This is a genomic window from Ruegeria sp. AP12, from assembly GCF_056540025.1.
The window spans coordinates 1,508,414-1,532,532 of sequence record NZ_JBQFVZ010000001.1 but is presented as its reverse complement, the minus strand read 5'-3'; the positions used below and the strand labels follow the sequence as shown (position 1 = coordinate 1,532,532).

Sequence of the window (24,119 nt, the reverse complement as noted above, 5' to 3'; positions counted from 1 at the left end):
GCCTTGGGAAGGCATCATTATCCAAACAGCGCCTAGACCGTTTGCCCAGTGTAAAACACCTAGACATCATGTAGTTTGATCACTGTTGATGGAAGGAGGCACAAATGAAAGTCATTAAGCCAAATCAAAGAAAAGTCGCCAATGTTTACGACGACGCCGCCTTTTCACCTTACGATCCTTCAGGATTGAATGAAACCGGCACCCATTTCATTCAATTGAATCCCGACTCAGAACGAGATGTTGGCTTTTACATCTACCGAATGGCACCCGGTGCTCGGTCGACACCCCATCGACACGGGGGAGCGGAAGAATTTCTTATCGTTGATGGCGAATTGATTGACAACGACGGAACCACCTACAGGCAAGGCGATGTCGTCTGGCTCGCAGCCGGGACGGAGCACTCGTCTTACACGGAAACCGGATGTTTGGTGGCCGTCTATGCAGAAGCTGCGGAAAAAGCGCCGGGCAATGACAATTAGGCCAAGTCAATTTTTGGCGAAAGCAGTTATCGCCGCCAAAAAAACGGGTTTTACTCAACAACGATCGGCAGCTTGATCCACTGTGCGGCCATGTTATTCATTTAGGATAGTGTATTGAGACCAAAACATCTACCAATGTCTACTCCTGCAGAGGCTTTTTGATATCGGGTCACAATTGCCACCGGATTTCCTGTTTCTGGCCGTTGCCCGACGCAATTTACGAATAGTCCACTTGTGTATGCGCCGTTCGTTGAATTCTTTTTCACCCGTTTTCCAAGCATCTCGTATGAAAAATCCATAGTAGCCAGTCCATTCAAACGTAAGGTCTAGCGAGGCGGGTATCCGCTGTGGCCAAAAACGGGTAGGGTGGTTTCCCTTATTAGTTTTCTTTTCATCGCTTGAGCATAGTCTTCGTATCCATTCGCAATCATTGCAAATGCTGCACTCCCATGGATAACCTCACGCTCAAAATATCTTTGAAGCTCATTTTGAGTTAACCATTCACCCACGTTGCCTTTTTTTTCTGGCTTCGGATCCCCCACTACCAAAGCATTGACTGTTACGTTCGTAAAAATATTGAGTTCGTAAACGCGCTTAGGAGGTGGGCCTATGTTGTTTTTGCCATCTCCCGACACGTCCACGGTCTTTTGCCAGCATTCCTTTTTTTCTTCGAGAAGTTCGCCTGCAAACAATAGTGCAGTGCTAAGCGCCGTCTTTAAGCCTGCACGCTTCTTGCGATACGACCGAATTCGATCAATAGCGGCGTCGATCGCGTTCTGACTGTCTAGTATTGTCCAAGGTTGAATCAAAAACTGATGATTTTGGGAACTCCATTCAAAGACAGCAAGGTGAACCGGGGTTTCAGGTTCCTTCAAAATAGTTGCCCGTACTTCGGCGTTGTTCAGTGCGTAGGAAAGACCATTCAATTGTTGCGCATATTCAACTTCGTCTACGGAGCCAGATACATCCAACGCAAGTACAAGCGCCAGTCGGCACGGTTCTGCTCGTACAAGCGCTGGCATCAGCAACGATGAATACAGTACAAGGATGGTTAGTCTACGCATGCCCGATCTTCGCAGGTTTTTGTTCAATAGCTAGTGGTTTGCATGGACCGGTTTTTTTTTTGGTCTTTTTGAAGCCTCTGGGTTTTGACGAAAGTAAACTCGTTTTGACGTCGAGCCGCAGGTTGTGTTTGTCGCTGTCTGTTTGTGGCCGGGAGACACTTGTTGAGTTGGTGGATAACACCCACGACCTTTCGCAACAGGAAAAAATCGTTCTACAATTAAGTTGATCTGAAAAAGGAAGGGCTATGAAGCTTCTAGTATTGCAGCACGCGACCGTCGAACATCCAGGCGTTTTCCGCAATTTCCTTAGAGAGGACGGTCACAGTTATGATGTGGTCGAACTGGATCAGAAACAACAATTGCCTTCACTGGACGGATACGAAGGTCTGTGGGTGATGGGCGGTCCCATGGACGTTTGGCAGGAAGACGCTCATCCATGGCTGAAAGACGAAAAGGCTTTCATTCGCGAGGCCGTAGAAGTCAGAGGTCTGCCTTTTCTAGGGTTGTGTCTGGGGCATCAGTTATTGGCCGAAGCCTTGGGGGGAAGCGTGGGGCCATCTGAGAAACCTGAGATCGGTGTTATGGACGTTCAGCTTACCGAGGAAGGAGCTTCTGGCGTCATACTAGATGGTTTGCCGGATCGCTTTCCATGTCTTCAATGGCATTCGGCGGAAGTTACGCTAATGCCTCCGGGGGCAACTTGCCTTGCAACTTCACCAGACTGCGCCGTTCAAGCGATGAAATGGGGGACGCGTGCCTATTCTGCGCAATTCCACATCGAAGTAGAAAAAGACACGGTTTCCAATTGGGCCGAAATCCCCGAGTACCGGTCAGCATTGGATGACGCTATGGGCGAGAACGCTACCGGACGTCTTGCTGCCGATGTTTCTAAGCATATGCCGGAGTTCAATGCTATGGCAGAACGACTCTACATCAATTGGATGCAAACGTCTGCGCAGGCTCAGTAATCAGTCAAAGTGTTGTGCTCGACCTGGCTCGAAACGAAGGAAGACGAGCGTTCTGTTTTGGCCAGCCTTGTCTTTGATAGATATAGCATACACACCTTTTTCATGCGCCCATTCCCTTAGGTCGTAGCTGTCGGGGTGGTTCACCTGCTCATCTGGCTTCAAAAGACTGCCATTTCTGCATTTCGTCAGCGTGGTCCACATTGCCGAAGCCTGATCTTCTGCGGAAGGGCTCCTATAGGCGTGGCTCCAGTAACAGGAAACTCCGGTTGTCGAAAAAGACGATAAATAGGTTGCGCAAACTGCGCCTTCGGGTGCCGTACCCGAAGCGGTAAAGCGGTTCAACGCGTCGACTGTCTCGCATTCACTTGCCAGCGCAAGAACGGGTAGTACGCCAAATACTCCGGCGCAGATTGCGCCGAGAGACCTTAGGTTTGGACTGGGCAAGCGCACTACGCTTCCGCTGCACGCATAAGCGACAAACGTGCAGTTTCTAGATGCTCTTTCATTTTGACAGCGGCGCGCTCGGGTTCACGTGAGCGCAATGCGTTGAGAACTTCGCGGTGCTGCGCATTGTATTGTTGGATAATCTCTTCTTCGAGTGTGAGATGACGCATGCGGGTCCACTCGTCCAAGGATCGCACTGTATTAATCTGACTAATCAACCAAATTAGAAGGTTGTTTCTCGTCGACGCGGCCAACCTGCGGTGAAAAGCCGTGTCTGCCTCGGCAAATAAAACAGGATCGGTCTGTGCCGCCTCCATTTGTGTGCAAAGCGCTTCCAGTGCCTCAAAGTCTTCTCGCCTACCGTGCAGAACGCTTAGGCGGCAGATATGTGGTTCCAAAGCAAAGCGGGCGTCGATCAGTTCCAATGGAGTAGCTTCTTCAACGGCCGGTGGAACAACATCCTGTTTTGCGGCCGTAACATAAGTGCCGCTCCCGGCGCGGGTTTCCAACAACCCTTCCTTCTCGAGTTGGTAGAGCGCGTCGCGCAGCGTGTTTCGCGCGACCCCTAGCTTTTCCGCCAATACTCTCGACGGCGGCAACCGCTCGAATCGCTGAAATTCTCCTTCTTCGATCGCACGTCTCAGCTCTGTTGCAACGTCGGAGAAACTTCGTCTTCCCATTTGTGATCCATTTTATAGTCCAATAATGAACCAATTTTGCATTTTTTAGCCCAAAAGGCAATTATTGGTTCAAAAGTTGTTGATTTTGGTTTGCGGTGCGGCTCTTCTTCCTAGCGTGACCCAATGACGAGGAAACTCATGGCATTCCCTCAACATGCAGACTACGTGATCATCGGTGCAGGTATCCATGGCATATCTACGGCTTGGAAGCTGGCTGAAAGGTTGAAAGAACGTGGCGAAGAAATTGAGGGCCGCATTGTCGTTCTGGATAAAAGCGGTATCGCTGCAGGAGCTTCTGGGATTGCCTGCGGAGTAGTTCGCAACAACTATTTCCAGCCTGCAATGCGCAAGCTCATGGCCCATTCGGTTGATGTCTGGGAAAGTGATCCAGAAGGGCTATCGTACCACCCCGTCGGTTACATGCAAATATCTTCCGAAAGCATGCGCGAAGACGTGGGGTCGATTTATGCACAGCAGCAGGCGATTGGTTATGAAAGCGTCTTCATTGAAGGTGAAAACGCCTGCACGTCGTACATGCGTGGCTATTTTGGGGACTGGCAAGCCCAAAAAATAACATCCGTATTGCACGAAAAGCGTGGTGGTTTTTCTAATCAAACCAAGACAATGTACGCACTTGCGGAAAAGGTCGAAGCGCTTGGTGTCCGTATCATTACCGGGGTCGAGGTCGTCGGCTTCGAAGCCATGAACGGGTCTGGTGCGATTCAGGCCGTTGAAACGGACAAGGGCAAAATTTCATGTGAACGCGTCATCATCGGTGCTGGCCCCTGGGTCCGCAACTTCTGGTCAATGCTCGACTTGCCCGGCCAGATTACTGTTAAGGATCTGCAAGGTGAGGTGCACGAAGGCGTAGATATGTGGCGCTTTTGGCAACTTGAAGAAGGCGTGCTGAATATTGATCCGAACATCGGGCGGGCTGATGACGGTAGCCTTGCGCCAGTCATACATGTGGATACCGATGCGCCCCTGAAATCGACCGTCGATGGTTCCATTATCACAGAAGAGATGTGGGGCATCTATTACAAGCCCGATTGGCATTTTGGAGGTATCCAGGGGGGGGCGAGCCCCTACAAAGTTGAAACCCCCGTAGACGAAGTGCAAATCGATCCTTACGGACCGTCTTCTCCGGAATTTGTTTCAAGCCATGAATTTGCTCATATGTGGGTGAGTGCACTCGCCCATTGTCAGGCGCGCTATGAAGGTATGATGCCAAAGTACCACAAGGAAGCATCGGGAGGGATCGGCTGTTTCACGGCGGACAGTTTCCCGGTTTTCGATCATTTCCGAGAAAACGTCACAGTGATTGCAGACAGTAACCACGGTTGGAAAATGCTGGGTGTTGGTCACCTGATTGCGGACGAAGTGCTTGGGGAACGACAGGAACTTCTGGAGCCGTTCCGATTTGATCGGTTCGCCAAGGGTGAACTGCACCCTGTGTCCAACAGCCCTTATCCGTGGAGTTAACAGAAATACCAAGTTCGCATTGAAGAGCGCCGGAAGAGTGCTCCGTCAAGCCAGCAAGGAGATAGAAAGTGGCCACCGATCTTGAAAGATTTGTAGACGCGCCGGGACGCGATGAGAAAATCAAGCAGGTACGGGAAATGATCAATGCCAAAGGCATTGAGTATCTCTACCTTCAATTCGTGTCGGTCACTGGAAAGATCATGGGGAAAGGTATCCCAGCTGATCACTGGGAAACCGTTGCCAAGAAAGGGTTCCAGCTTGTCTACGGGGCGACGGTAAACCTCTTCACGGATCGTGCTGGCAACTATCTTGGATATGGTCCGGAAGCAGCTGAACTTGTAGGCATTCCTGAACCGGAAACGTTTATGCAACTGCCCTGGGCTCCTACGATCGGGCGTTTCTATTGCACATTGTTCCGGAACCGAGAGGAAAAAGAAAATCCGGGTGGTTATCTTACTTCAGATTGCCGCGGAAACCTGCGTCGGTTGCATGAAGAATTCACCAAAAAACATGGAACAAAGCTGCGGATCGGCACTGAGCCCGAAATGATGTGGCTGAAGTTTGACGAAGACGGCAAACCACGCGACGGGTTTTCAAAACCATACTGCTATCACATCGACCAGTTCGAGAGTCTAAGACCTGTTTCCATGCAGGTGATCCGATATGCTCGCCAGATGGGCTTGGATATGATCCAAGGCGACCATGAGGATGCGCCAGGCCAGCTTGAACTGAACTGGATGTTCGACGACGTGTTGCGCAACGCCGACAGGTTGACGACATACCGCCAAATCTGTGCGCAGGTGGCGCGCGAGAACGGAATCTTCGCCTGCTTTATGACGAAACCTTTCATGGGTGTTTCAGCCAGTGGCTGTCATCACAACATGAGTCTTTGGAGAGGCGGCGAAGATGAGTTCGTTCGCACCGGCAACAATCCGGACGATTTGCCAGGGATGAAAGAAAACTACATGTACGTGAAGGGTGGTGAGAACACGTTCATGCCCGACACCGATGATCCTCAGATGCCCGGAAAGGAAGGGTTGAAGGCCATCGGTGGGGTTGTCACCCATCTCCAGGCTTTGACGGCCATTGGGTGTTCCACTGTGAACTCCTATCGGCGCTTGTGGGATACAGGTTTTTGGGCTCCTGTATTTGCAGACTGGGGTTTTCAGAACCGAACGACTGGCCTTCGCGTTTCGGCGCCGGGACGTTTTGAGTATCGCTCAGTCGACTCGATGGTGAACCCATACATTATGGGTTCAACTCTATTGGCGGCCATGGATGACGGGCTGGATAACAATCTCGATCCTGGTGAGCCTGAAGAACGCAATATCTATGAGGCGATGGCCGAAGGTAAAGAAGTGAAGAAGCTTCCGATGTCCCTTGGCGAGGCTTTGGATCATCTGGATGCAAACGAGGTGGTCAAGCGTGGCATGCCGGGCGAAATGTACCGCCTTTACGAAGAGTACAAACGCGATGAGTTTGCACGCTTCATGTCCACCGTCACCGAATGGGATAACGAAATGTATATGGAGTGCCTGCCTTAACCGGAGGCTTTTGGGCGAGTCTCGCACGACGCCAGCCCAACCATCAAACCAGCTAGTTGAAGAATTTGCAGGAGGAGCGCAGGTCAAATGTGCGGAATTGTTGGACTAATTCATCTCAAAGGAGCGTCGAATGTCGGCGGTGAGATGACGGCAATGCTTCAGTCGCTTAAGCATCGTGGACCGGATTCAACCGGCTATGCAGTCTATCGCGAAGATGCAGAAGACTATGTGATGCGGGTCAAGATTGCGGAAGCAGAGGACATGGATCGCGGTCGCGGCATCCATGACGTTCTGGAAGAGCGTCTGGCTCAGGTCGACGCGATCCTTGAAGAGCATGGCGCGAACGTAAAGCACAAGGAACGCGTACGTCCTTATGCGCTGCGCTATGTTTTGACCCACGACGGAAATACAGGGGAGATGGCGGAACACATCGAGGAGATCGATGATGTTGAGATCCTCTCGCTTGGAAACGGTTTGGAGCTGATCAAGGATCTCGGCGATGCATCCGTTGTCGCCGAGGCCTATGGCCTGAGTGATTTTCGGGGCACGCATGGTATCGGCCACACTCGGATGGCAACAGAGTCCGACGTCGATATCAAATCCGCGCATCCCTATTGGGCCTTCCCGTACAACGACGTCTCGGTCGTTCATAACGGACAAATTACAAACTACTGGATTATGCGTCGCGAGATGGAACGGAAAGGGCACCGTTTTATGTCGAACTGCGACAGCGAGTTGCTGGCAGTCTACACAGCGCACAACCTTGCCAACGGCGTAACGCTGGAGGAAAGCCTAAGGCGTTCGATTGATGAGATCGATGGTGTTTTCACCTATCTTGTTTGCACCAAGGATCAATTGGGCATGGCCAAGGACACAATGGCTGCCAAACCGCTGGTCCTTTACGAGAGCGACGACCTAATCGCTATGGCCTCAGAAGAGGTCGCGATCCGCGCGATCCTGCCTCATGAAATCGACACTACCGATCCCTACGACGAGGAGGTTCGCGTATGGCAAGCGTAAGCGATGCAGACCTGAAGGGAATGACCCAAGAGGAACGGGTCAAAGCTTTGGGCATGACAACGGATCAGCTAACAGGGCGGTCCATGTATATCGAATTCGACCCGGATGCGACCGAACGGTTTGCCTATCCCTGGGCACCTGACGTTGATTTCAACAAACGGACTGAGCTTGATTGCGACGAGATGACCGCGACGGAGGTCAATGCAAATATCCGGTCGCTGATGGAAGAAGGTTACGGTTCCATTGTTATCAAGAACCCGCGCGGCATGCACAGCCTTGGTGTTGGGATCCTGAATAAACTCAACCTGATCGTCGAAGGTTCGACAGGGTACTTTGCGGTCGGCCTGATCGATGGGCCCAACGTGCGGATCAATGGACGCGTAGGCTGGTCCTGCGGCGAGAATATGATGTCCGGCACAGTGATTGTGGAAAAAAACGCTGGGTCCACATTTGGAGCAGCTATTCGTGGCGGTGATCTTGTGTGCCGAGGTTCTGTTGGATCACGTACTGGCATCGACATGAAAGGCGGGACGATCATCGTAGGCGGTGATACTGGTGCGCTTTCTGGTTTCATGATGCAGCGCGGCCGGATGGTTGTTTGCGGCAATGCCGGAAAGAACCTCGGTGACTCGATGTACGACGGCACGATCTACATCGGGGGCGATATTCAGTCCTTAGGCGTCGATGCGGTTGAGGCTGAACTGACCGACCTCGACAAGGCTTGGTTGACGAGAAAACTCACCCAGTACGGGATGATGCCAGACAACGGTTTCGATCACTTTACCAAAGTAGTCGCGGGCAAACAGCTCTGGAACTACGACAACCTCGAACCGAACGAGAAAAAGCTCATCCTCTAAGGGACGGCCTTGCTCGCCAAGGATGCCCGATAACCCTTTGAAAGGTATAAAACATGGCAGATGGAAACCCGCCAACCAAGAAAGTTCTCGATCGTGATGTGAACCGTATCGGAGACAGCTTCATTTTCCCGCCGCGGGTCATGGACGACATTCACATCAAGTCCGAACTTGGCCGTTACAGAATGCGAGGTTTCTCGCTGTTCAAAAAAATTCCGCACTGGGACGATCTGACTTTTCTTCCCGGCACACTGACGCGCTTTGTTATCGAAGGTTATCGCGAGAAATGCGAAACAAAAACGGTCATCGGACCGCGTGCGAAAAGGCCGTTGGAACTGGATATTCCGGTCTACATAACAGGCATGAGTTTTGGTGCCTTGTCGTATGAGGCGAAAACTGCTTTGGCGCGTGGGGCGACGATGGCGGGTACCGCCACCTGCTCGGGCGAGGGTGGTATGATCCCTGACGAACGTCGGTATTCGTCGAAATGGTTCTATCAGTGTATTCAGTCGCGCTATGGGTTTAATCCTCACCATCTGGTGCTTGCAGATGGTTGCGAGTTCTTCATTGGACAGGGATGTAAGGTTGGTCTAGGTGGCCACCTGATGGGGCAAAAGGTGACTGACCAAGTTGCCGAAATGCGCTCGTTGCCCGCCGGTATCGACCAACGTTCGCCAGCTCGCCATCCAGATTGGTTAGGGCCGGACGACCTCGCGCTGAAAATCCAGGAAATACGCGAAGCGACAGACTGGCAAATTCCGATCCAACTGAAACTTGGCGCTGCCCGAGTCTATGACGATGTGCGAATGGCCGTAAAATGCGATCCGGACTCGATATACATTGACGGTATGGAAGGTGGCACCGGCGCGGGTCCACACCTTGCGACCGAAGATACCGGGGTTCCCGGTATGGCCGCAATCCGCCAGGCGCGCAAAGCGATTGATGATCTTGGAAAGCGGGGCGACATTACTTTGATCTACGCTGGCGGCATCCGCAACGGTGCGGATATCGCTAAGGCGATTGCTCTCGGCGCGGACGCAATCGCGATCGGGCATTCGGCGATGATGGCGCTCAATTGTAACAAGGACATCCCTGAGGCCAACTACCCCGAGGAAATCGGGGCGGAGCCAGGTTATTGCTATCACTGCCACACAGGCCGTTGCCCTGTTGGTGTAGCAACACAAGATCCCCTTCTGCGCCAACGCCTTGACCCTGATGAAGCGGCAGAGCGTGTCTACAACTTCCTGCATACTCTGACGATTGAGGCGCAGCTGTTTGCCCGCGCTTGCGGAAAAACGCATCTGCATTCGCTTGAGCCTGAAGATTTGGCGGCACTGACCATGGAAGCTTCAGCTATGGCCGGAGTCCCATTGGCTGGCACAAGCCACACCGTCGGCGTCGAAGACTATCATCACCTTTAAGGAGACCTGAGCTATGGCCGGAACACAGTATCGAGGGTCTGAAATCAAGGACGTCAACCAGTTCATCAATGATGCGGATGGACTTGAATCAGAGCGTGAGAAAGAAATTGGGCAGCATATTGGCTACCGATACGATGTGAATCTTGTGCCGGATTACAGCCGGCTCACGCCTTTCCTCAAGGACTACATAGAGTTCATGGGCTGGGACGACTTGAATTGGCTCGAAGACATTCACATGGGTTACGAGGAAGGTAAACCTGCGGTCTTTGACCGAAATATCAACGGATGGGTTCGGATACCGGACAGCATCGAACTTCCCGACAATCAGCAGGACCGTGACATGATTGCGCGAGAGCTATTGTTGAAGTTTCAAATGTCCGACCGTCACCCGTTGGTCATGCTTAGAAAGGCTTACAAAAAGTTCTAATTCATGCCGCGCCAGCTAAATATCGCCTGCCTCCAAACCCGGCCCATGCCGACCATGGAGAGTGCTTTGGCCGAGGCTTTGCCGATGGCCGAAGCAGCAGTTCGAGCGGGTGCTCAAATGCTATTCTTGCCCGAGTATTGCGGCGGGTTAGCATCAGATGGCAAACGTTTATGCCCACCATCTCAGCCGGAATCGAAACACCTTGTACTGAGCAAACTGCGAGAATTTGCGGCCGAGCGGAAAGTTTGGGTGAACATTGGATCCATCGCTGTAGACGGACCGGACGGGAAGATCATCAATCGTGGCTATATGCTCGATCCTTTGGGCGAAATTCTGGGGTACTATGACAAGATACACCTGTTTGATGTAGATCTTGCTGAAGGCGCCACCTATCGCGAAAGCGACACCGTAGCGCCGGGGGATCGTGCCTGCATTTACGAGACCTCTTTGTGCAAAGTGGGTCACACGATTTGTTATGATCTCCGGTTTCCCGGGCTTTTCAGGGATCTTGCTCAGGGAGGCGCGGAAATACTGTGCTGCCCAGCGGCTTTCACCAAAATTACCGGAAAAGCGCATTGGCATGTTCTTAATCGAGCGCGCGCCATAGAAAACACGTCATTTGTTGTTTCCCCATGTGCTGTCGGTCCTGTTCCTGGTGGCGGGGCGAGCTATGGGCATTCCCTTGTAATCAGTCCGTGGGGAGAGGTTCTGGCTGACGGCGGCGACATTCCTGGCGTCATCCACGCCCAACTGGATCTCGACCTAGTTCAAGCCACGGCAGTGCGCGTTCCAAGCTTACTACATGACAGGCCATATCGAATAGAAGACACAAACAAAAAGGACGTCGCATGAGTTCACTGGGTACCGTCCTAGGAGAAAGCTATTCTGCTTCGCCGCTGCGCCTTGCGTTTCTCAAGTGGCAATGCCGAGTAAGGCAGATAGCGATGCGCGACAATCAAGGTCGTCCAGATGATGCGATTACACCGGCTCTGTTTTTGCCAAACCAAGACGATCCGCTTGGGCACATCATCACCCTGCTGAACAAGGCTCCGGGATATTCGGTCACGCCAGAAATGTTGCACATGGCGAAGAAGACGAATGATCCGGCTCAGCGTCGTGATCAGGCGATCCGGTTCTTTTCCTCGACTTACTACCAAAAAGCGGCAGAGTTCTCAGATATCCTGACAGCCACCTTTCCACCGGGTTCACAAGGGGCGGCCTCCATACGTGACGCAAACATGGTTCGCCTACGTTTCGAGGCGTACATGCAGGTGTTTGATCTGTCTTGCAAAGTCTGGCGACTGGCATCAAACAACCCACTTTATCAGGCGACTATGGCGCACAACCGGTTGTTCAATCCGGCCTTGTCAGAAGACACAGAGGTTCTGGGCTTTGAGCCGGACTGGAACGCCAGTTCATCAGAACCAGAGGTGCGCTGATATGGTTCCGGGATACGTCATTGCACAGATACGCGTGACAGACGCTGAGACGTATCCCACCTATGTCGCAATGGTTCAGGCGATCGTAGAGAAGTTCGGCGGTGAATTTCTTGTGCGTGGAGGTCGCAACGAAAGTCATGAGGGTAGCCCACATGGCGATCGGCACGTCGTAATTCGGTTTCCAAGCTATCAGGCTGCGAAGGACTGGTACCATTCCGCGGACTACGCTGAGGCCAAAGCACTTCGAATGTCCGCTTCCAGCAGTGTTCAAACCATAGTCGAGGGGGTAGAATGACCAAACGTATCTGTATTATCGGAGCAGGTCCGTCTGGGCTTGCACAACTACGTGCATTTCAGTCAGCCGCCGAAAAAGGCGCGGAAATCCCCGAGATTGTCTGTTACGAAAAACAGGCAGATTGGGGTGGGCTCTGGCGATATACTTGGCGCACCGGACTGGATGAGCATAGCAACCCCTGCCATGGGTCAATGTACCGTTATCTTTGGTCGAATGGACCCAAGGAAGGGTTGGAGTTTGCGGATTACACCTTCGAAGAACACTTTGGAAAACCCATTGCGTCCTACCCACCGCGTGCTGTCCTGTTCGACTATATCGAAGGCCGGGTAAAAAAGGCGGATGTCCGAAAGTACATTAAATTCAACACCGTTGTGCGAGATGTGCGAACGGTTGAAGACGGGTTTGAAGTAACAGTTCGTGATGCCCTGAGTGATACTGAAGAGCGAAGGATCTTTGATCAGGTAGTGGTAGCATCGGGGCACTTTAGTTTCCCGAATGTACCGCATTATCCCGGTTTTGAGTCCTATAAAGGTCGCATCCTGCACGCACATGACTTTAGGGACGCGGTGGAGTTCAAGGACAAGGACATCCTAATCCTAGGAACATCCTATTCTGCTGAAGATATCGGCTCTCAGTGTTGGAAGTACGGATGCAAATCAGTAACGGTGGCACATCGGACAGCGCCCATGGGTTTCAATTGGCCGGATAATTGGGCGGAAGTTCCAGCGCTGGAGAGAGTGGACGGAAAAACCGCGTACTTCATTGACGGAACCTCTCGTGAAGTAGATGCGATTATTCTGTGCACTGGATACAAGCATCATTTCCCATTCCTGCCAGATGATTTGCGATTGAAAACGGCTAACCGACTGGCTGCAAACGACCTTTATAAAGGTGTCGTGTACACAGGAAATCCTGATCTCTTTTATTTGGGCATGCAAGACCAGTGGTATACATTCAACATGTTTGACGCGCAGGCTTGGTGGGTGCGGGACGTGATAATGGGCCGCATAGCATTGCCGGATGCCGCAACAATGGAGGCGGATTGGCAGAAACGACAGGCCGACGAAGACGCTCTTGAAGATGACTATGCCTGCATCGCGTATCAGGGCGCGTACACTGGCGAGCTCATCAATGAGACCGACTACCCTTCATTCGACATCGAAGCAGCAAACCAGGCTTTCTACGAATGGAAAAAGCACAAGAAGCAAGGAATTATGGAATTCCGGGATCATGGCTACACCAGCCCAATGACCGGCACAAAGGCGCCCCCACACCATACGGTCTGGAAGGATGCGCTGGACGACAGTCTTGAGGACTACCTGAAGACTTGAACAGGGCGAGTAAACCCTCGCCCTGAACGGGCGTAGCGGCATCGCCGAAACAACTGGGAGAATGAAAATGAAAAGACTGACTTTATTGGCCTCTGCAAGTGCGGTTGCAATATCGGGTGCTGCAGCGCATGCAGCCGACAGCGAAGATCCGATCGTAATCCCGATCCACAATTGGTCCAGCCAAATTGTGATGTCGAATGTCGTTGGTCAGATGTTCGAAGAAATGGACCTGAACGTTGAGTACGTCACAACCGACAGTCAGGCTGTGTACGAGTCGGTCCGCCTGGGCGACGTCGCGTTAGAGCTTGAAGTCTGGGAAGGTGCATTCGGCGCTTCTTTCCGCGAGGCGCTTTCCAAAGGAGGGCTGCATGACGCCGGTGACCATGACGCCGTAACGCGCGAAGACTGGTGGTATCCAATGTGGACCAAGGACGCTTGCCCCGGATTACCGGATTGGGAAGCTTTGAACGACTGCGCTGCAGTGTTTGCGACTGCTGAGACAGGCGATAAAGGACGTTACCTTGATGGCCCGGTCGATTGGTTGAAACACGGCCAGGAGCGGGTCGAGGCGCTGGGTATGGACTTTGTCGTTGTGAACGCGGGTTCTGCTGCGGCGCTCTGGGCGGAAATCGGTGCTGCAGAGGCTGAAAAGAAACCCGTTGTTGTGTTCAATTGGACACCCAACTTTGCCGAGGCTGTCTGGCCAGGTGAATTCGTTGAGTTTCCTGCTTGGGAAGACGGCTGTGACACCGATCCTGCAGTAGGCCCAAACCCGGACGCCCTCTATGACTGCGGTAATCCGGCCACCGGCTATCTTAAAAAGGCGGCTTGGGATGGCATGAAAGACAAGTGGCCAACGGCGTATTGCGTGCTGACAAAGATATCTTTCACCAACCCTCAGATCGCTGAAATGGCGAAGTTGGTGGATACTGATGAGCTGGAACCGGATGAGGCCGCGGTCGAATGGCTTGCAGCAAACCGTGACGTTGTTGATCCGTGGGTTCAGGAATGTTCGGGCTGATATTTAGCTAATTTGACAAACACACCTGTCCCGCGAGACCATGGGGGGCAGGTGACCGGACGACAGGGGAATGGCATGGCACCGGTAATTTCGGCCAGAAATGTTTGGAAGCTATTCGGGGCTCACCCAGAAAAGTACCTGCGATCTATGCCGAAGAGTCATGGTTTCGACGATATTCGTGCCGACGGATATATTGCCGGTGTCAAAGATGTATCTGTAGATGTCGGCCAAGGTGAAATGCTTGTTATCATGGGGCTTTCTGGGTCTGGGAAGTCGACTCTGGTTCGTTGTTTCTCCAGGTTGCACGATATAACTGGCGGCACCATCGAGGTCGAGGGTCAGGACATTATGTCATTGGCGGAAAAAGACCTGATTGAATTGCGCCGGTCCAAAATGGGAATGGTGTTTCAGTCTTTTGGCCTTTTGCCGCATCGAACGGTTCTGGAAAATGTTGCGTTTCCATTGGAGATGCGTGGGCAAGACAAACACACGCGGCGCGAACGTGCCTTGGAAGTCGTGCGCTTGGTCGGCCTTGAAGGGCGCGAAGATTATTTCCCGCGCGAACTGTCGGGTGGGCAGCAACAGCGTGTTGGTATTGCTAGATCTCTGGCAATTGAGCCGGACATCTGGTTTTTGGATGAACCTTTCTCGGCACTCGATCCTCTGATCCGCCGAGAAATGCAGGACGAGTTTCTGCGTTTGCAGGAGATGCTGGGTAAGACGATCGTTTTCATTACCCACGATTTCGACGAAGCGCTTCGGTTGGCGGACCGGATCGCAATTATGAAAGACGGCGCGATCGAACAATGTGATACGCCAGACGCGATCGTTATGAACCCCGCAACCGAATATGTCCGGAAATTCACTGAGGATATCGACAAAGCGCGTGTTGTTCATGCCCGCGGCTTGTCGCGACCGATAAATGGTCATGCACTGGAAGGCGAACCGGTTGATTCGAAGGCCACAATTCAGGATCTGGCGCGACAATTGGTTAACGAAACCCGCGAAGAGATTCCGGTGGCGGACAATTCTGGAAAAGTTGTTGGCGTAATGCAGCGCTCAGAAGCACTCGATCTTTTGTTGGGGGCTGGTTGATGGCCGTCACGCACGCCTCCGAAGTCGGCGCAAGCGCCTACGATGGTGGCCGTCGAGATCCGGTTTTGTTGGCATTGATTGGTACTGCACTGGTTTTTATCATGGCGCATGCATTCGGCGTGCTGCCACCTTGGTTACAGCGGATTCCAGAGGCGATGATCCCGCCAACTGCAGAGGCACTGGACGCTGTTTTCGCCTTTGTTCAGAATGATTTGGGCCTTATCTATGTGACCAGATTCATCGCGGAGGGACCACTTGAGTTCCTTTTGGATGCAACTGCAAACCTGCTTTATGGAAAACGCCGCTGGCCCATGCTGGGGCCGATCCCATGGACGGCAATTGCAGCTGCGGCGGCGGTACTTGGCTACTACCTCGGCGGCTGGAGGCTTGCCGCTTTGGCGGGGGGGACGTTTGTGTGGACTGCGCTCATCGGCCAATGGGACATTGCAATGCAGACCATGTCTGTATTGGTCGTCGCGGCTCCGATCGCATTTTTGCTTGGGCTTTTGTTGGGTATTGCTGCTTGGAAGTACGGTTGGGTGGATACCGCGATCAAGCCGATCCTGAGCGTGCTTCAGACACTTCCGTTTTTTACCTATCTGTTGCCAGCGGTGATCTTCTTTAAAGTTGGTCCAACAGCAGGGGCGGTTGCCACCATCATCTATGCTATCCCACCTATGATATTGATGACCACGTTGGGCCTGAAAAAAGTCAGTTCAGAAGTTGTCGAGGCGGGAAAGATGTCAGGCTGCACTCGATGGCAGATGTTGACGCGTGTTTATTTGCCTGCAGCACGCACCGAGATATTGGTCGGTGTGAACCAAGTGATCATGCTGTGTCTCGCAATGGTTGTACTGACGGCGTTTATTGGAATGCCAGGCCTCGGAGCAAAGTTGCTGGCCATGATGGGCAGCTTCAAACTCGGCCGTTCTTTTGAGATCGGTGTGACCATCGTTTTGTTCGCAATAATGCTCGATCGATTGTCAAAGGCGTGGGTTGTCAAACAACCGGAGCACTTTGAGAAAGGTACCCCTTGGTGGAAGCAACATGCTTACTTCTTGGTCGGTCTAGCCGTCTTTTCCGTGTTCTGTATTGTCGCGCAATTCGTTGATGTCTTTGCCGAAATCGGCCGACGTCAATCATTCTCTAAAGGAAAAGAGATTGACGCTTTAATTAAAGGTTTTTTGGCAATAGATGCCGTGAATGCCGTGACTGAATGGTTGCGCTGGTTCTTAAATGTCAAAGTTCTGATACCATTCCGAAACTCGCTGCTTTGGATTCCAACACCCGCGTTCATTTTGCTGATTACTGCGCTGGCGTATTGGCTTGGTGGCAAGCGGCCCGCTATTTATGGGTTCGTTTTCTTTACACTTGTCGCGCTTTCGGGCTGGTGGGACCGTTCCGTTATCACGCTCTATACGGTGATCTCTGCCGTCATAATTTCAATGTTGATCGGTATCCCCCTGGGTATATTTGCTGCGCGGTCCGCAAAGTGGTCAAACCGTATCTTGCTTGCTTGTGATACTGCGCAGACATTCCCCAGTTTCATATACCTTATCCCAGCTATTATGCTGTTCGGCGTTAATGACGTTGCGGTTGTGTTTGCGATAGTAATCTTCACTACTGTTCCGCTAACGCGATACACGATTGAAGGGTTGCGCACAGTTCCGCCAGAAATAACCGAAGCGGCTGATATGTCCGGCGCGACACGTCGGCAGAAGCTATGGACGGTTCAGTTGCCAATGGCCCTGCCGACTATGGCAGTAGGATTTAATCAGGCAATAATGTTCGCCTTCTTCATGGTGATCATTGCCGCCTTCATTGGGACCCAGGACCTAGGTCAGGAATTGCAGCGGACGCTGGCAGGCACTGAGCTTGGTAAGAACATCGTACTGGGGATGAACGTTGCGTTTATGGCACTGACATTTGATCTGGCTGTCATGGCGTGGGCCGAGAGGCGCAAAAAAGTACTGGGGCTCGGGTGATGATATGAACAAGCCAGAGTTTATCGAGCATCCTTGGGAAAGACGTGGGATTGTCTCACCGGGTCTCCCGATATTGCCACATGGTGTTGAGCGACATCCTGTTCCAGGAGGCGGATCACGAGCGGTTCCGGTCTTTCGCGGCGACGAGATTAGCATCGTCGACAAAGAAGGTCTCCAGCAAGGAGAACTGGTGTTTTTTGCACCCGACCGAACTTCGGATGCGGCGATGCTTGGGGCCATCGGCAAGGGACGGCCCACCTCAACGATTGAAACGCTGGCAAATGGTTCACGCTCCGGTGCAAATGTGCTCAAAGCGCTGGCAGCATCAGGGTTCAACATTGAAACTGGGGATGCGGTAAGTGTTTTTTCCGAAGGATCAAAGCCCGGGGATACGACAAGCTTTACCGCGGAATGCGATGGTTTATTGATCTGCGCAGCTCCGGGCAAGCCGATGAGCCCAGAGGCCCAGAACGCAACGACCGAACTTGTCTTGTACATCCGCCGAGCCGACCCAAAACAGGCCAAAGAAACGGTCGGACCACCCGATCCGCTGGCCGATCCCTTGCAGGACCTTAACATCCAACCAGGGCACGCGTCGGCCTACGAAGTCAAAAAAGGTGAGTACATCCAAATTTTGGACGTGAAGGGCAGGGAATGTTCTGACTTTCAGGCCTTTTCGTTGCGGGCGCTCGACAACGGCCTTGAGCGCGAGATAGACCCGACCACAACCCGTAGCTTAATGGGAAGCCTCTACCCCAACCCGGGAATTTTCTCGAAATACTGGTCCGTTGATCAGGAGCCGCTGGTTGAGATCGTACAGGACACCTGCGGACGTCACGACACGTTTGGTCTCGCTTGTACCGCTCGCTACTATGAGGATCTCGGCTACCCAGGGCATATCAATTGCTCGGACAACATGAACGCGGATCTGGCCAGATTCAACATTCGGCCGCGCGGAGGCTGGCCAGCGATCAATTTCTTCTTCAACACGATGCTCGACGATACAAACGCGATAGGGATGGACGATCCCTGGTCGCGGCCCGGCGATTTTGTGTTGCTCAGAGCATTGTCTGATCTGGTTTGCGTAAGCACCGCGTGCCCATGCGATGTCGATCCGGCAAATGGATGGAACCCGACGGATATCCAGGTCCGCACATACAGAGCCACCGAGGATTTCAAGAAATCCGTTGGCTATAGAAAATCTGCGGAGGCGGATGTGGAAGAGACAAAGAAAACCGCGTTCCATGAGTGCTTTGCACGCCACACCGAAGACTTCGTAGAATATAATGGTTACTGGCTTGCAAACACGATCCCCAAGCTTGGAAGCATTGCAGAGTATTGGGCAGTGCGTGAAAAAGCAGCTGTCATGGATCTGTCGCCACTGCGGAAATACGAAGTGACGGGGCCAGACGCAGAAGAGCTGATGCAGGCCTGCGTTACGCGGAACGTCAAGAAAATTAGTGTCGGGCAGGTCAGTTACACCGCCATGTGCTACGAGCACGGCGGGATGATTGACGATGGAACGATCTATCGTTTGGGGGACAACAATTTCCGTTGGATAGGGGGCAACGACACAAGTGGGTTGTGGCTCAAGGAACAGGCCGCCAAGCGGGGTCTGAACGCCTGGGTGCGGCCATCAACAGATCAGCTTCACAACATTGCTGTGCAGGGGCGCCATTCCCGGGACATACTTACGAAAGTCTTTTGGACGCCGCCAACCCAACCATCCGTAGAGGAACTGCCCTGGTTCCGCATGACAATCGCACGCATTGGCGACTACTCCGGAACTGCGGTTGTGATTTCCAGAACCGGTTATTCAGGTGAGTTGGGCTACGAAATTTTCTGCCATCCAAAGGATGCGGTCGAGGTGTTCGACGCTGTCTGGGAAGCCGGTCGGGAATATGATCTCGCGCCGTTGGGCCTGGCTGCGCTGGACATGATGCGGATCGAAGCAGGACTCATTTTCGCAGGAAGCGAATTTGACGACACGACTGACCCGTTTGAAGCCGGTATCGGCTTTACAGTGCCACTGAAGTCAAAGGAAGATGACTTTATTGGTCGCGCTGCATTGGAAGAGCGCAAAGCGCATCCGCACCGAAAACTTGTCGGATTTGAGATCGAAGGAGGGACGGTGCCCTCGCCCGGCGATTGCGTTCGGATTGGCAAGGCGCAAGTCGGCGAAATCACCTCTGCCGTTAAGTCGCCGGTACTTGGAAAGGTGATCGCACTTGGCCGAGTTGCAACTGCACATTCCGAGATCGGAACCGAAATCCAAATCGGCCAGCTTGACGGCCAGCAAAAGCGATTGAAGGCTCGTGTTGTAACGTTCCCTCATTTCGACCCCGAAAAAGAGCGAGTGAAAGGTAACTACGGTTGAACCTGTTCACACAGGATGCTGTTCCGGGGCGTCCTTATTGGTGGGATGGTGTGGCGTGGCCCTCTCCTGAAGGCAGGCTACCAAAGAAAACGGATGTTCTTGTAATTGGTGCCGGATACACTGGATTGTCTGCGGCCATTGCGGCGCATGATGCAGGCGCCCGGGTTTTGGTCATAGACAGCGGTCAGCCAGGACAGGGTGCTTCGACCCGAAACGGAGGTATGCTAGGAGCCCACCCGCGTGTCGGCTGGGACACGTTGGCAAAACGCTATGGACCACTGGTCGCTGACGCTCTGTTCTCGGAGGCTTCAGATGCGCTGAGGTGGGTCAAAGACCTGTTAAATAAAGAGCAAATTAGTTGTGACTACGAAGAATGCGGGCGCATTCAATTGGCCTACACTTCGGGCCAGTTCGCGGCGCAACAAAGGTTGGCTAAGCAGGTTTCGGAAAAAGGCGGTGGGCCGTGTATGATTCTGAGCCGCGATGAGTTGCCGAGCAATATAGTGACGCCGCTCTATAGGGGAGCGATCCTGTTCCCAACACACGGCGCGTTGCATCCTGCGAAGTATCTGCTCGGTTTGTTGCGTGCTGCATCCCGCCGGGGCGTTCCTGTCCTTTCGAATTGCCCGGCGGTAGATATTCAAAAGGCAGGAGCAACTTGGCGGGTTTCAACACCGCAAGGGAGCATCTCCGTCGACAAAATCATCCTGGCAACCAATGGCTACACAGGCGAGCAATTCAGTTGGTTCAACCGTCGAGTTTTTCCAGTGCCGAGTTTTATCATAGCAACAGAAGCGTTGGCGCCTGAGATAATACAGGCGCTAGCACCCGGTCGCCGCATGATGGTAGAAACAAGAAGACACCACTGCTACTTCCGGGTGTCCCCTGACGGATCCCGTTTTTTGTTTGGTGGTCGCGCGGCTTTGGTGGATATCGACCTTTCTACAGCCGCGCGTCGCCTGCACAGAAAAATGGTGGAGATATGGCCTAAACTACGGGAGGTTCGATTATCCCATGTCTGGACCGGTAATACGGGTTTTTCCTTTGGCCAGTTACCACATGTCGGCGAGCGAAACGGTATTCACTATGCTATGGGATACTCCGGCGGCGGAACTGTTTTGGCCCCATGGCTGGGTCGCAAGGCAGCGCTACGCACCGTAGGCACGCTAGACGGTGAAACAGCATTTTCGCAAACGACTCTTTCTTCGCGTTGGTTCCATCGTGGTGGTCGGCCTCATTTCTTGCGTCCAGTTGATCTGTGGTACCGTCATTGGGTAGATCGAAGTGAGGACAGAAACGCAAACCGCTAGTTCGCCCACTTGGGTAAGACGGACATCCGCAGCGGGCTGGTATTGCCGCTGTCAGGCAAAAAAACCGGTTCTTCCACAAGTTCAATAGTTTCCCAGTGACGCAACCAGACGTTCAGCGCCGCCATCATATCTGTTCTTGCGACCAAGTGTCCAAGACAGTGGTGTGCGCCCCCTCCAAAACCAAAATGCGACTTTCGGCGGACGCGAACATCGAATTGGCCATTGTGACCAGTTTTCGGGTCAGTCGCTGAAGCATGTACTAAAATGTGTACGGTTTCACCCGAACGAATTGTGACATCACCAATAGTGACATCCTCCAAGGCTTCGCGGGTCGCCCAAGTCGTTGTAGGGCGCATTCTGATTACCTCGTCGACGGCATCTGAAACCGCTTGCGGATTGTTCCGTAGCCATGCCCACTGCTCCGGGTATAGCGAGAACAGATGTGCTGCGAATGCCAATTGCGCGCGGGTGGTATCTACTCCACCAAAGATGGAAATCACGGTCAGATCAACTATTGCCTGACGATCCCCGTATTCTTCTGACATCAGGCGAGATACAAAACTGTCGCGCGGCGGTGCATCGATTAATCTAATTGCCTGTTCCGTTAACCGATCTACCGATGTGTTGACGTCTGTTTGGTAGCGGACTGCTTCAGGACCCATCGCAAGCCCAAGACACTTTGCATCTGCCGCAAGTCGTTCAGACATATGCATCGGTAGTCCCAGAAGCGCCGTTATAGCCTGTCCTGCGAACGGCTCGGTGAAGCGATCAATTATTTCAAAGGGACCCGATCCCCGTAAGGATTCACACAGTGCTTCAGCGATTTTAGTGAATGTGGGTTCCAGTGCGAGGATGTGTTCCTTTGCAAGCGCATTCTGAGCGATTTTCCTTAACGCGGCGTGGCCTTCACCCTCCAGCGAGATAACACTGCGTTTCCAGAACTCTGCAAAACTGCCTTCAAGCCCTACCATTTCTGGCCAAGCATGGCTGCCTTGACGGAACCTACGGTCTCGCAAAATCAAACCGGCTTCTCGGTGCCGAAGAACTGCATAGCCGAACGGCGTCTGAGCGCACCAAGATGCTTCACGCGCGGCATGTACTTCCGAAGACCTTGTGGAAAACCCCGGCTTTTTGAGGTTAAGAAAGGGAAGAGTTCGATCCATTGGTTCCCAATCAGAAAGGGCCGCACATTTCGTGCGGCCCTCTGTTTAGCTAGGTTGCGTTTATTCCTTTAGTTTCTTGTAAGCATCGTGTTCGTGCTTTTGCCCGCTCCACAAGGCAAACAAGCAAATTAAAACAGCAAGTACGAACCAGAGCATCGGTGTGGAACCTCCAGCACCCATAAAGATCGGACCGCTCATTTCGTCCACGTTTGCTAGGCTAAATCCCATTATTTCGTCTCCCTATTATTGACATTACTCGGCAGGGCTGGCCGAAGGCGTAATACCTTCGGGGTACGCCTGCATTGGCACTTTCGTTGGGTCGAGGCCCGCAATTTCAGCTTCCTCGGTCACGCGCAGCATTCCCATTTTGTTGAGTACCCAACTGATGACGTACCCGGGCAAGAAACCGACGAGGAAAAAGACCACGGCGCCGACTATTTGGCCAAGCAGCGAAACGGTCGCGACGTCGTCTCCTTGAATTGCAGGCAGTCCTGCACCCCAGATGCCAAACATGATGAGACCGAACAGGCCAATGGTGCCGTGAACGGTGACCGCTCCGACAGCGTCGTCGATGCCCCGGTTCTCCAGCCAAGTATAGCAAGGCTTAAGCAGAGCACCGCCAGCAAAGCCCATCACAAATGCCAGGGACGGGTCATATACATCCAAGCCTGAGGCGGTCGCGATGATGCCTGCGAGGGCGCCTGACATCATGAAGAAGGGGTCCCTAGCGATGGCCCATGCACCAATGATCCCGCCTGACATGCCCATCAAAATGTTGAAAGCCAGCGAGCTCAGTGTCATCGGCGTGCCATAGATGGTAGTGGCTTTATCAGCATACCAACTCCAGGCCTCGCCTGGAACGATTACGCAGGCCATCAAGAATCCCCAGAAGCCAACGATGATCAGCATCAGGCCTGTAACTGTGAACGGCATGTTGTGACCGCCGATATGGTTGGCCGTTCCATCCTTATTGAATTTGCCAATTCTCGGACCGAGGTTGATGAGCACACCAAGAGCAAAGAAACCTGCCACTGCGTGAACCAACCCTGCCGCGCCAAAGTCGTGTACACCCCATTGGGTGACCAACCAACCGTCTGCGTGCCAGCCCCAAGCCGCAGCGACAACCCACGCGAAAGAGCCCAGAACGACTGCTAGGATTACAAATCCCACGACTTGGATCCGTTCGATAACCGCGCCCGAGAAAATCGATGCTGTGGTTGCCGCGAACAAAGCGAATGCGCCCCAGAACACACCGGTTGACTGATCGTCTAGGTTGGGGCCAGCACTATCGGACCATGGCCAAGCGAACGACGCGTATGTGGCGCCTGAGATCCCCATGGCACCTTCGGAGAAAGTGATCCCGGTTGGGAAGCCCCAGTAGACCCACCACCCGAAGAAGTAGAAGGTGGGCATCATGAACGCAAAGGCGAGAATGTTTTTTATTCCCGAAGCAAGCACGTTCTTTTGGCGCGATGCGCCCATCTCATATGCCAAAAACCCTGCATGGATGATGACCATCAATGGTATCGTGAGGTAATAGTAGGTTTCTGCAAACATCGTGTTCGTTACAGAAGTCGATTCTTCCAGTTCCGCGACCTTGGCCGCCAGTTCTGCTAGTTGCTCTTCCATGTTCCCAACCTTGCTTGGTTCCCGACCGTGCTTGTTCACCGCAGACAAGTTTCAAGAGTCTGCGACAAAATGCTACACTAAACCAATTCGA

The 24,119-nt window shown here is 52.8% G+C and carries 21 protein-coding genes; 17 read left to right on the top strand and 4 right to left on the bottom strand.

Annotation, left to right across the window (positions count from 1 at the left end; genetic code table 11):
- The first annotated feature begins 104 nt into the window (after positions 1 to 104).
- Positions 105 to 479 carry a cupin domain-containing protein gene (locus ACR0E6_RS07500; RefSeq protein ID WP_170375224.1) on the top strand — a complete coding sequence of 125 codons (375 nt, stop codon included), beginning with the start codon at positions 105 to 107 and terminating at the stop codon, positions 477 to 479.
- A gap of 326 nt (positions 480 to 805) precedes the next feature.
- Here the strand turns inward: ACR0E6_RS07500 and ACR0E6_RS07495 are convergent, their stop codons facing one another.
- Positions 806 to 1,543, bottom strand: a complete 738-nt coding sequence (locus ACR0E6_RS07495; RefSeq protein ID WP_170375226.1) for a DUF1194 domain-containing protein — start codon at positions 1,541 to 1,543, stop codon at positions 806 to 808.
- A 245-nt stretch (positions 1,544 to 1,788) separates the two neighbouring features.
- Here ACR0E6_RS07495 and ACR0E6_RS07490 point away from each other — a divergent pair, with 245 nt between their 5' ends.
- Positions 1,789 to 2,511 carry a type 1 glutamine amidotransferase gene (locus ACR0E6_RS07490; RefSeq protein ID WP_170555561.1) on the top strand — a complete coding sequence of 241 codons (723 nt, stop codon included), beginning with the start codon at positions 1,789 to 1,791 and terminating at the stop codon, positions 2,509 to 2,511.
- A 449-nt stretch (positions 2,512 to 2,960) separates the two neighbouring features.
- Here ACR0E6_RS07490 and ACR0E6_RS07485 read toward each other — a convergent pair whose 3' ends face one another.
- A complete protein-coding gene (locus ACR0E6_RS07485; RefSeq protein WP_170375230.1) occupies positions 2,961 to 3,635 on the bottom strand; it encodes an FCD domain-containing protein in 675 nt (224 codons plus the stop codon).
- A gap of 138 nt (positions 3,636 to 3,773) precedes the next feature.
- Here ACR0E6_RS07485 and ACR0E6_RS07480 point away from each other — a divergent pair, with 138 nt between their 5' ends.
- The 15 genes from ACR0E6_RS07480 (at position 3,774) to ACR0E6_RS07410 (ending at position 21,236) form a co-directional block, all read left to right on the top strand.
- Positions 3,774 to 5,117, top strand: a complete 1,344-nt coding sequence (locus ACR0E6_RS07480; RefSeq protein WP_170375232.1) for an NAD(P)/FAD-dependent oxidoreductase — start codon at positions 3,774 to 3,776, stop codon at positions 5,115 to 5,117.
- Between the two features lie 68 nt (positions 5,118 to 5,185).
- The gene (locus tag ACR0E6_RS07475) at positions 5,186 to 6,661 is read left to right on the top strand and encodes a glutamine synthetase family protein (protein WP_480582049.1); all 1,476 of its coding nucleotides are present in this window, start codon (positions 5,186 to 5,188) and stop codon (positions 6,659 to 6,661) included.
- 87 nt (positions 6,662 to 6,748) lie between these two features.
- Positions 6,749 to 7,681: a class II glutamine amidotransferase domain-containing protein gene (locus ACR0E6_RS07470; RefSeq protein WP_170375236.1), complete on the top strand. Its 933-nt coding sequence runs from the start codon at positions 6,749 to 6,751 to the stop codon at positions 7,679 to 7,681.
- Entirely contained in the window at positions 7,669 to 8,538 is an 870-nt protein-coding gene (locus tag ACR0E6_RS07465; protein ID WP_480582046.1) for a GltB/FmdC/FwdC-like GXGXG domain-containing protein, read from the top strand. The genes ACR0E6_RS07470 and ACR0E6_RS07465 overlap by 13 nt, the downstream gene beginning before the upstream one ends.
- Before the next feature lie 53 nt (positions 8,539 to 8,591).
- Entirely contained in the window at positions 8,592 to 9,956 is a 1,365-nt protein-coding gene (locus ACR0E6_RS07460) for an FMN-binding glutamate synthase family protein (protein ID WP_170555555.1), read from the top strand.
- Positions 9,957 to 9,969: 13 nt separating this feature from the next.
- Positions 9,970 to 10,383, top strand: a complete 414-nt coding sequence (locus ACR0E6_RS07455; protein WP_170375242.1) for a hypothetical protein — start codon at positions 9,970 to 9,972, stop codon at positions 10,381 to 10,383.
- 3 nt (positions 10,384 to 10,386) lie between these two features.
- Positions 10,387 to 11,235 (top strand): carbon-nitrogen hydrolase family protein, encoded by an 849-nt coding sequence (locus ACR0E6_RS07450; protein WP_480582043.1) that lies wholly within the window; start codon positions 10,387 to 10,389, stop codon positions 11,233 to 11,235.
- Positions 11,232 to 11,822: a hypothetical protein gene (locus tag ACR0E6_RS07445; RefSeq protein WP_480582040.1), complete on the top strand. Its 591-nt coding sequence runs from the start codon at positions 11,232 to 11,234 to the stop codon at positions 11,820 to 11,822. Before ACR0E6_RS07450 ends, ACR0E6_RS07445 begins: the two co-directional genes overlap by 4 nt.
- A gap of 1 nt (position 11,823) precedes the next feature.
- Entirely contained in the window at positions 11,824 to 12,117 is a 294-nt protein-coding gene (locus tag ACR0E6_RS07440) for a DUF1330 domain-containing protein (protein ID WP_170375248.1), read from the top strand.
- Positions 12,114 to 13,448 (top strand): flavin-containing monooxygenase, encoded by a 1,335-nt coding sequence (locus ACR0E6_RS07435; protein WP_480582037.1) that lies wholly within the window; start codon positions 12,114 to 12,116, stop codon positions 13,446 to 13,448. Before ACR0E6_RS07440 ends, ACR0E6_RS07435 begins: the two co-directional genes overlap by 4 nt.
- A 67-nt stretch (positions 13,449 to 13,515) precedes the next feature.
- Positions 13,516 to 14,469 carry an ABC transporter substrate-binding protein gene (locus tag ACR0E6_RS07430; protein WP_480582034.1) on the top strand — a complete coding sequence of 318 codons (954 nt, stop codon included), beginning with the start codon at positions 13,516 to 13,518 and terminating at the stop codon, positions 14,467 to 14,469.
- Between the two features lie 75 nt (positions 14,470 to 14,544).
- The gene (locus ACR0E6_RS07425) at positions 14,545 to 15,564 is read left to right on the top strand and encodes a quaternary amine ABC transporter ATP-binding protein (protein ID WP_480582031.1); all 1,020 of its coding nucleotides are present in this window, start codon (positions 14,545 to 14,547) and stop codon (positions 15,562 to 15,564) included.
- Complete coding sequence (locus ACR0E6_RS07420; protein ID WP_480582028.1) at positions 15,564 to 17,549, top strand: ABC transporter permease; 1,986 nt, start codon at positions 15,564 to 15,566, stop codon at positions 17,547 to 17,549. The genes ACR0E6_RS07425 and ACR0E6_RS07420 overlap by 1 nt, the downstream gene beginning before the upstream one ends.
- A 4-nt stretch (positions 17,550 to 17,553) precedes the next feature.
- A complete protein-coding gene (locus tag ACR0E6_RS07415) occupies positions 17,554 to 19,926 on the top strand; it encodes a trimethylamine N-oxide demethylase (protein WP_480582025.1) in 2,373 nt (790 codons plus the stop codon).
- Complete coding sequence (locus ACR0E6_RS07410; protein ID WP_170375259.1) at positions 19,923 to 21,236, top strand: NAD(P)/FAD-dependent oxidoreductase; 1,314 nt, start codon at positions 19,923 to 19,925, stop codon at positions 21,234 to 21,236. The genes ACR0E6_RS07415 and ACR0E6_RS07410 overlap by 4 nt, the downstream gene beginning before the upstream one ends.
- Here ACR0E6_RS07410 and ACR0E6_RS07405 read toward each other — a convergent pair.
- Both ACR0E6_RS07405 and ACR0E6_RS07400 read right to left on the bottom strand, forming a co-directional pair.
- On the bottom strand, positions 21,233 to 22,399 hold the full coding sequence (locus tag ACR0E6_RS07405; RefSeq protein WP_480582022.1) for a cytochrome P450: 1,167 nt from the start codon (positions 22,397 to 22,399) through the stop codon (positions 21,233 to 21,235). The genes ACR0E6_RS07410 and ACR0E6_RS07405 overlap by 4 nt on opposite strands.
- Positions 22,400 to 22,651: 252 nt before the next feature.
- Positions 22,652 to 24,028 (bottom strand): ammonium transporter, encoded by a 1,377-nt coding sequence (locus ACR0E6_RS07400; protein ID WP_480582019.1) that lies wholly within the window; start codon positions 24,026 to 24,028, stop codon positions 22,652 to 22,654.
- Positions 24,029 to 24,119: the final 91 nt, after the last annotated feature.

What these genes read in the sequence shown, in the direction of transcription:
- ACR0E6_RS07500 (WP_170375224.1), top strand. Translation starts at nt 105, where the DNA reads ATGAAAGTCATTAAGCCAAATCAAAGAAAAGTCGCCAATGTTTACGAC.
- ACR0E6_RS07495 (WP_170375226.1), bottom strand. Translation starts at nt 1,543, where the DNA reads ATGCGTAGACTAACCATCCTTGTACTGTATTCATCGTTGCTGATGCCA.
- ACR0E6_RS07490 (WP_170555561.1), top strand. Translation starts at nt 1,789, where the DNA reads ATGAAGCTTCTAGTATTGCAGCACGCGACCGTCGAACATCCAGGCGTT.
- ACR0E6_RS07485 (WP_170375230.1), bottom strand. Translation starts at nt 3,635, where the DNA reads ATGGGAAGACGAAGTTTCTCCGACGTTGCAACAGAGCTGAGACGTGCG.
- ACR0E6_RS07480 (WP_170375232.1), top strand. Translation starts at nt 3,774, where the DNA reads ATGGCATTCCCTCAACATGCAGACTACGTGATCATCGGTGCAGGTATC.
- ACR0E6_RS07470 (WP_170375236.1), top strand. Translation starts at nt 6,749, where the DNA reads ATGTGCGGAATTGTTGGACTAATTCATCTCAAAGGAGCGTCGAATGTC.
- ACR0E6_RS07465 (WP_480582046.1), top strand. Translation starts at nt 7,669, where the DNA reads ATGGCAAGCGTAAGCGATGCAGACCTGAAGGGAATGACCCAAGAGGAA.
- ACR0E6_RS07460 (WP_170555555.1), top strand. Translation starts at nt 8,592, where the DNA reads ATGGCAGATGGAAACCCGCCAACCAAGAAAGTTCTCGATCGTGATGTG.
- ACR0E6_RS07455 (WP_170375242.1), top strand. Translation starts at nt 9,970, where the DNA reads ATGGCCGGAACACAGTATCGAGGGTCTGAAATCAAGGACGTCAACCAG.
- ACR0E6_RS07450 (WP_480582043.1), top strand. Translation starts at nt 10,387, where the DNA reads ATGCCGCGCCAGCTAAATATCGCCTGCCTCCAAACCCGGCCCATGCCG.
- ACR0E6_RS07445 (WP_480582040.1), top strand. Translation starts at nt 11,232, where the DNA reads ATGAGTTCACTGGGTACCGTCCTAGGAGAAAGCTATTCTGCTTCGCCG.
- ACR0E6_RS07440 (WP_170375248.1), top strand. Translation starts at nt 11,824, where the DNA reads ATGGTTCCGGGATACGTCATTGCACAGATACGCGTGACAGACGCTGAG.
- ACR0E6_RS07435 (WP_480582037.1), top strand. Translation starts at nt 12,114, where the DNA reads ATGACCAAACGTATCTGTATTATCGGAGCAGGTCCGTCTGGGCTTGCA.
- ACR0E6_RS07430 (WP_480582034.1), top strand. Translation starts at nt 13,516, where the DNA reads ATGAAAAGACTGACTTTATTGGCCTCTGCAAGTGCGGTTGCAATATCG.
- ACR0E6_RS07425 (WP_480582031.1), top strand. Translation starts at nt 14,545, where the DNA reads ATGGCACCGGTAATTTCGGCCAGAAATGTTTGGAAGCTATTCGGGGCT.
- ACR0E6_RS07420 (WP_480582028.1), top strand. Translation starts at nt 15,564, where the DNA reads ATGGCCGTCACGCACGCCTCCGAAGTCGGCGCAAGCGCCTACGATGGT.
- ACR0E6_RS07415 (WP_480582025.1), top strand. Translation starts at nt 17,554, where the DNA reads ATGAACAAGCCAGAGTTTATCGAGCATCCTTGGGAAAGACGTGGGATT.
- ACR0E6_RS07405 (WP_480582022.1), bottom strand. Translation starts at nt 22,399, where the DNA reads ATGGATCGAACTCTTCCCTTTCTTAACCTCAAAAAGCCGGGGTTTTCC.
- ACR0E6_RS07400 (WP_480582019.1), bottom strand. Translation starts at nt 24,028, where the DNA reads ATGGAAGAGCAACTAGCAGAACTGGCGGCCAAGGTCGCGGAACTGGAA.